Annotated in this window: 8 protein-coding genes; 2 read left to right on the top strand and 6 right to left on the bottom strand. The window is 64.2% G+C overall.

Annotated elements, in window-relative coordinates; translation table 11 throughout:
* The 5 genes from A2J03_RS24770 to A2J03_RS30725 form a co-directional block, all read right to left on the bottom strand.
* On the bottom strand, positions 1–821 hold an 821-nt coding region (locus A2J03_RS24770), incomplete at its 3' end, for an SDR family NAD(P)-dependent oxidoreductase (RefSeq protein WP_068379381.1).
* A 313-nt stretch (positions 822–1134) separates the two neighbouring features.
* Positions 1135–1887 (bottom strand): queuosine precursor transporter, encoded by a 753-nt coding sequence (locus tag A2J03_RS24765; RefSeq protein WP_068379378.1) that lies wholly within the window; start codon positions 1885–1887, stop codon positions 1135–1137.
* Between the two features lie 76 nt (positions 1888–1963).
* Positions 1964–2101, bottom strand: a complete 138-nt coding sequence (locus tag A2J03_RS31280) for a hypothetical protein (RefSeq protein ID WP_331712399.1) — start codon at positions 2099–2101, stop codon at positions 1964–1966.
* A gap of 45 nt (positions 2102–2146) precedes the next feature.
* Entirely contained in the window at positions 2147–3007 is an 861-nt protein-coding gene (gluQRS, locus tag A2J03_RS24760) for a tRNA glutamyl-Q(34) synthetase GluQRS (protein ID WP_068379375.1), read from the bottom strand.
* A gap of 111 nt (positions 3008–3118) precedes the next feature.
* Positions 3119–3316 carry a hypothetical protein gene (locus A2J03_RS30725; RefSeq protein WP_068379372.1) on the bottom strand — a complete coding sequence of 66 codons (198 nt, stop codon included), beginning with the start codon at positions 3314–3316 and terminating at the stop codon, positions 3119–3121.
* A 352-nt stretch (positions 3317–3668) separates the two neighbouring features.
* Here A2J03_RS30725 and A2J03_RS24750 point away from each other — a divergent pair, with 352 nt between their 5' ends.
* Positions 3669–4286: a dihydrofolate reductase family protein gene (locus tag A2J03_RS24750; protein ID WP_068379369.1), complete on the top strand. Its 618-nt coding sequence runs from the start codon at positions 3669–3671 to the stop codon at positions 4284–4286.
* 3 nt (positions 4287–4289) lie between these two features.
* Here A2J03_RS24750 and A2J03_RS24745 read toward each other — a convergent pair whose 3' ends face one another.
* Complete coding sequence (locus A2J03_RS24745) at positions 4290–5255, bottom strand: LysR family transcriptional regulator (protein WP_068379366.1); 966 nt, start codon at positions 5253–5255, stop codon at positions 4290–4292.
* A gap of 82 nt (positions 5256–5337) precedes the next feature.
* On the opposite strand from A2J03_RS24745, the gene A2J03_RS24740 reads away from it, so the two are divergent.
* The coding region (locus A2J03_RS24740) for an MFS transporter (protein WP_068379363.1) at positions 5338–6528 on the top strand (1191 nt) is incomplete at its 3' end.

The raw sequence follows: 6528 nt of genomic DNA, 5'->3' as shown, positions 1-6528 counted from the left end.
TCGGTGGTTTCCTGCGGTGCGAGGCGCCCAAGCAGTCCGAGCACTCGGGTGTACAGCGCCGGTGCGACGCGTTTGAGGCGCCACACGAGCTTTGCGTCGATCTGCGGGACGACGTAGAGGCGTCCGCGGTCGTACTTGTTCAGGGTGTCAACAGCGATCTTCTCCGGAGTGAAACCGGTCTTGCGCATGAGAGTTTCGGCCAGCTTTGTACCTGTTTCGGTGATTCGGCCGTCGACTGCGACGTTGGTCTTCACGAAGGTTGGGCACAGCACGGTGACTCTCAAGCCGGTGCCGGACAGCTCGGCAGCCATGGTCTCGGACAGCGACATGACGCCGGCTTTGCCCACGTTGTAGGGCGCCATGAGAGGAGCGGCGGCGAACCCTGCAGCCGAGGCGACGTTGATGAAGCCGCCCTCGCCTGCGGCTTTCATGACGGGGGCGAAGGTTTCGCACCCGTGCACGACACCCCAGAGGTTGATGCCCAGGGCCCAGTTCCAGTCCTCGAAGCCGATCTCGCCGACCGGCTTGCCGCCGATGCCGACGCCCGCGTTGTTGACGACGAGGGTGGGTGCTCTGCCGAAGGTCAATTCGGCGAACAGCGCGAGGTCCTCGACCTGTTCGCGCAGCGCAACGTCGCAGACGACGGGGTGGGCAGTGCCGCCGGTGGCGGTGATGAGCGCGACGGTGTCCTCCGCGCGGGGGAGGGAGATGTCGGCGCAGATCACCTCGCCACCACGGCGGGCCAATTCGAGGGCGAACGCGCGACCGATGCCGCTGCCTGCGCCGGTGACGACCGCGCGAGCGTTATAGGACGGAGTCATGTGATTAGACTCATGCTGATTGAGCCATTTGTCAATGGCTCAATAGGTAACGACTTCGTCTTAGTGGCACGGTTGAGTGCGTTGGGGTGTACATAAGCGCGCCACTGCGGCGGAGCCGCGGGGTCTGCGGCCCTGGTGGCGGGGTCTGCGGGCCTGGTGGCGGGGTCTGCGGGCCTGGCTGCGGGGTCTGTCGGCCTGGCTGCGCAGGTTGCAGCCCACGCGCGCGTTGCAACGCGCGCGTGGGCTGGAAGGTGCGCGAGGGGCCGGGGTCGAGACCGAATGAGTCGTTCGCTCAATCAGGCCGGCGGAACCCCTAGACGGACACGGGCTCCTGGTACGAGGGCTCGCGCTTCTTGATGTACGAGATGACCCTGTACGTGATCGGCATGACCAGCACCTCGACGAGCGTCTTCCACACGAACCCGACGATGACGTAGTTGACGAAGTCAGCCCACGTCGTGATGCCGATGACGCCTGCGGCGATGGAGCAGAAGATGAGGGTGTCGAAGAATTCTCCGACGATCGTCGAGCCGATCAGTCGGGCCCAGAGGTGCTTTTCCTTGGTCTGTTCCTTGATAGCGACGAGGACCAGCGAATTGAGCATCTGCCCCACGAAGTACCCGGCGAGACCGGCGAGTACCAGCCGAGGGACGACGCCGAGGACGGTCTCGAGGGACTCTTGGTTTTCGTAGAAACTCGCCGACGGCAGCTCGATGGTGATCCAGAAGCACGCTGCGGCGAGAATGATCGAGCCGAAGCCCAGGTAGATCGCGCGGCGCGTGGCCTTGAAGCCGTAGACCTCGCTGAGCACGTCGCCGAGGATGTAGGCGAGCGGGAAGAGGAAGAACGCGCCGTCGGTGTTGATGGGCAGGATTTGGAGCGGTCCGAGCATGACGTCGGACGAGGCGAAGAAGGCGACACCTTTGCTGGCGGCCACGTTCGAGATCAGCAGCGTCGCCACGAAGAGGGCGACGATGGTGGGGTAGTAACCCCGGCTGATGTGGGCGAACGTGGCCTGCCCAGACTCTGTGCCGCCGTCGGGGGCGGTGTGTTCGGTAGTAGTCACCGTTCGATCCAAGCACCGAGACGACGATGGGCGCGAATCCCGCGAGGGACGCGCGCCCATCGAGGCGGATCGCCGATCAGGCGACGCGGCCACCCACGGTGACGCGGTAGGCGTAGGTCCCGGCGATCATCGTGACCGGAATGGTCACCAGCAGACCGAGGCCGATCGGAATCGCACCGACGATGTTGAGGCCGAACAGGGCGAGCGCGAGCACAGTCTGTCCTGTCGCATTGCAACGTGATCTCGATCGGTGAACAGGTCAGAGATTCGAGGGATCGAACACCCACGGATCGCGCGGTACCTGCGTCGGCTTCCACTGCTCGAGCAGTTCCTCGGCGTTCTTCACGTCGGGCACACCGAGGGAGGCGGTGATGAGCGCCCACGCGTCGGGTCGTTCGCGCAGTGTCACCGCGCCGTCCCGCTTGGCCAGACGCTTGCCCTCGACGTTCAGAGCGAGGGGTACATGGACGTAGGTGGCGGGGGTGAGGCCGAGGAGCTGAGCGAGGTAGCCCTGCCGCGGCGCGGAGGTGAGCAGGTCGTCGCCGCGCACGATCTGGTCGACGCCTTGCGCGCCATCATCGACGACGACGGCCAGGTTGTAGGCGGGCACACCGTCGGATCGGCGGAGGACGAAGTCGTCCACCTGGCCTCTGAACAGGCCGCGCAACTGATCGACGATGGTGAATTCGGTTACCTGCGAACGTAATCGGATGGCAGGTGGGCGGTCCTTGGCTGCTTTCTCGGTAGCGGTCAGGTCTCTGCAGGTCCCTGGGTATGCGCCGTCGGGTGCGTGCGGCGCGGATGCGGCCTGCAGTATTTCCCGACGCGTACAGAAACATTCGTAGGTCATCCCGGCTGCGGTGAGCATGCGGATCTGGGCGTCGTAGATCTCCCGACGCTCGGATTGCCGCATGATGGGCCCGTCCCAATCGAGTCCGATGGCGGCCAGGTCGTCGAGTTGGCGTTGCTCGGAGCCAGGTTTCACGCGATCGAGGTCTTCGACGCGCATCACGAAGCGACGGCCGGTGGAGCGGGCGAACAGCCAGGCGAGCAATCCCGTGCGGAGATTGCCGATATGCAAATCGCCCGAGGGACTGGGGGCGAAGCGTCCGGCGGGCATGGGGACATCGTAGTTTCACGCTCGTTGGGGGTTGGGATGGTGGGCGGTGCCTGACTGGCGTTCGCCACAAGCTGTCGTTTTCGTGGCTGAGTGATGTGAGCACGAGCGACGTCACCGGGGCACTAGGAATGCCAACTGCCCCGCCCACACGTCCAGCGTCGACGTGGCGAGTTGCTGCTTGGGCGACATCGCGAGGACGGCGGCGTCGTTGCCGTCGACGACATGCAGCGTCCCGTCGGACGCGCCGCGGTCTGGACCCCGCTCGCGGAGCTTGCGTGCCGACTCGGCGGTTCGGACATCGAGGCTCACCCGTGTACCGCGATGACGCCACCACTCGAGCCGCTACACGCCGCTTCGGTGCCGGGTGGACACATTCAGGTCCGCGTCGGGACGGTCAGCTCTCGCCCAGGAGAGCCGAATTGATGAGCGCTCGCCGCCGTTGCCTTCAGTTTGGGTACGACCAGGCGACACTGCCCCGGTGAGTTTTCGCTCTGACCGAGGTCCAATCGATCATGACGACACAGACGGTTTCCGTTCCCGGTGCCCAACAGTGCTCACCGCCGTAGGCGCGCTGTCGGACCGCACGAACATCGTCGTTCCCGGCAGCCACTCCGGTTTCCACGCCCCACCACAGCGAACACCTATCGAACCAGGAGCCATCATGGGCCTCATCACCTTGGAGCTTTTCGCCACCCTCGACCTCGTCGCGCAATCACCCGGAAGCCCCGAGGAAGATCCCGAGAACTTCCCCTTCGGTGGTTGGCAGGCTCCTCTGCTCGACCGGGTCTCCGGGGCGCAAGTTGCCGCCGCATACGAGGGCACGGATGCGCTCCTGCTCGGACGGCGCACCTACGACATCTTCGCCGCGTACTGGCCGAACCGAAATGATTCGTTCGCGACGTTGTTCAACGCGATACCCAAATACGTGGCCTCGCGCGGCACACCCGATCTGCAGTGGGACGGTTCGACCCAACTCGGACCGGACCTGGTCGGCGCGGTGCGCGAGATCCGAGATCGACACGACCACATCAAGGTGGTCGGAAGCCTCGATCTGGTTCAAACTCTGTTGCGGGAGAAGCTCTTCGATCGACTCGATCTGTGGGTGCATCCCATCCTTCTGGGAGTGGGAAAGAAAGTGTTCGCCAACGGCACCGTGCCCAGCAACCTGACGTTGCTCGAGCCACCGGCCGTCGGCGGCACAGGCACCGTGTACCTGCGCTACGGCCTCGACGCCGGAACCCCGGGGACCGGCAACATGGACGACGTGCAGGGCGACTGATCGTCAGTTCTCGCCCAACAGAGCCGAGCGCTGCTCGTCGACCACGGCCCGAATCGCGTCGACGACGTGGGCCACTTCGGGTCGTCTGAGTGTTTCGGCTCGCGAGACCAACCAGTAGTCGAGTCGAATGGACACCTCGGTGGGCAGCAGGCGGACGAGATCGTCGTGACGATCGGCCATGAAGCAGGGGAGTAGTCCGATACCGGCCGCTGCCCGGGTGGCCTCGACGTGGACGAACACGTTGGTCGAGGTCACGGATTCACGCATGGACGGGGCGAATCCGGGCGCAATGTCCAGATCGTCGACCTGCAGCATGGAGTCGATGAAGTACACGAGGGGATAGGCCTGTAGATCCTCGACGGTGGCGGGTGAGCCGTTGTCCTGAACGTAGTCTCTCGACGCGTACAGGCCGAGGTGGTAGTCGCTGAGCTTGATCGCCTCGGCCCGGTGAACTTGCGGCTCGCCGACGACGATCTCGACATCCATACCGGATCGCTGCTGCGAAGCTCGTCTGGTCGTGGCGACGATTTCCCGCGAGATGCCGGGATGGCGACGCCGAACCTGAGCAACAGCGGGTGCGACGACGTAGGCGCTGAATCCGTCGGTGGCGGAGACTCGGACGACGCCCTCGGCCTCGTCGTTCGGCCCCACCAGCGAACGTACTGCTGCTTCGATGTTCTCGGCGGCGGCCAGCGCGTCCTTTCCCCGAGCCGTGAGTTCCCATCCGTTGCCGGACTTCGCGAGAACCCGGCCACCGAGGCTGGCTTCGAGCGCGGCGATGCGTCGGGAAATGGTGGTGTGGTTGACCCCGAGGTCGTCCGCGGCGGTGTTGTATCTGCCGGTCCGCCCGACAGCGAGAAGGATCAATAGGTCGTCGGCGCTGGGGAGACGGCCATGATCAGGGGGCATATCTGCATTATTGCAGGTTGCGGTTGCGTTGTTGGACATTGCGGGCACCTGAATCTGCATTGATACTCAGTCCATCCGGCATATGTGTGAGCCGTCACAATCCAGGGCATCAGGCATGCCGCATCACATCGAGGGAGAAACGATGACCGTGGACGAACGCAAGCAGCCCGGAGGTCCGGATCCGGACGCCACTCCGAGCGGACTGAAGAAGGTCGTCGGTGCCTCGATGGCAGGCACCATCGTCGAATGGTACGAGTTCTTTCTCTACGGAACTGCCGCGACGTTGGTGTTCTCCAAGATCTTCTTCGCCGCCGGAACAAGCGAGCTCGACGCCATCCTGGCCGCCTTCGTCACCTATGCCGTCGGCTTCGTCGCACGGCCGTTGGGCGGCATCGTATTCGGTCACTACGGTGACAAGTACGGTCGAAAGAAACTGCTGCAGTTCAGTCTTGTCCTCGTCGGTGGCGCCACGTTCCTCATGGGGTGTCTGCCGACCTTCGAGGCAATCGGCTATTGGGCACCCGCCCTGTTGGTGACCCTGCGATTCATCCAGGGATTCGCCGTCGGTGGCGAATGGGGAGGCGCGGTTCTCCTTGTCGCAGAACACAGTCCGAACAAGAGTCGAGGCTTCTGGGCCAGCTGGCCTCAGGCCGGCGTCCCCGCAGGCAACCTGTTGGCGACCGTCGCGTTGTTGGTTCTGACGACTACCCTGTCCGACGAGGCCTTCCTGAGCTGGGGTTGGCGCGTCGCGTTCTGGCTGTCGGCCGTCATCGTGTTCGTCGGCTACTACATCCGCACCAAGGTCTCCGACGCCCCGATCTTCCTCGAGGCACACAAGCAGGCCGAGGTCATCAAGGCAGCGTCGTACGGTGTGTTCGAGGTCGTCAAGCGTTACCCACGTGGCGTGTTCACGGCCATGGGCCTGCGTTTCGGTGAGAACGTCATGTATTACCTCGTCGTCACCTTCTCCATCACGTACCTGAAGGTGGAGGTCGGCACCGACACGTCGACCATCCTGTGGTGGATGCTCATCGCCCACGCGATCCACTTCTGCGCAATTCCGTTGGTGGGCAGGCTGGCCGACCGTGTCGGTCGTCGTCCTGTGTACTTCGTCGGTGCCGTCACGGCCGCAACGTGGGGCTTCTTCGCGTTCCCGATGATGAACAGTGGCCACAACGTCGTGATCATGCTGGCCATCATCATCGGCCTGCTGTTCCATGCCTTCATGTACGCCACACAGCCGGCGATCATGGCAGAGATGTTCCCGACGCGCATGCGGTACTCCGGTGTGTCCCTTGGCTACCAGGTCACCTCGATCGTCGCCGGTTCGCTC

It is taken from the genome of Rhodococcus sp. EPR-157, assembly GCF_001647195.1.
In the GTDB taxonomy this organism is placed as follows: domain Bacteria; phylum Actinomycetota; class Actinomycetes; order Mycobacteriales; family Mycobacteriaceae; genus Rhodococcoides.
Note: the sequence above shows the minus strand (reverse complement) of the source record. Positions and strands in the feature narration are given on the sequence as shown.

Bases quoted from the DNA above. Each gene is read 5' to 3' on its own strand.
- gluQRS (WP_068379375.1), bottom strand. From the start codon at position 3,007: ATGCCCGCCGGACGCTTCGCCCCCAGTCCCTCGGGCGATTTGCATATC.
- A2J03_RS24750 (WP_068379369.1), top strand. From the start codon at position 3,669: ATGGGCCTCATCACCTTGGAGCTTTTCGCCACCCTCGACCTCGTCGCG.
- A2J03_RS24745 (WP_068379366.1), bottom strand. From the start codon at position 5,255: ATGCAGATTCAGGTGCCCGCAATGTCCAACAACGCAACCGCAACCTGC.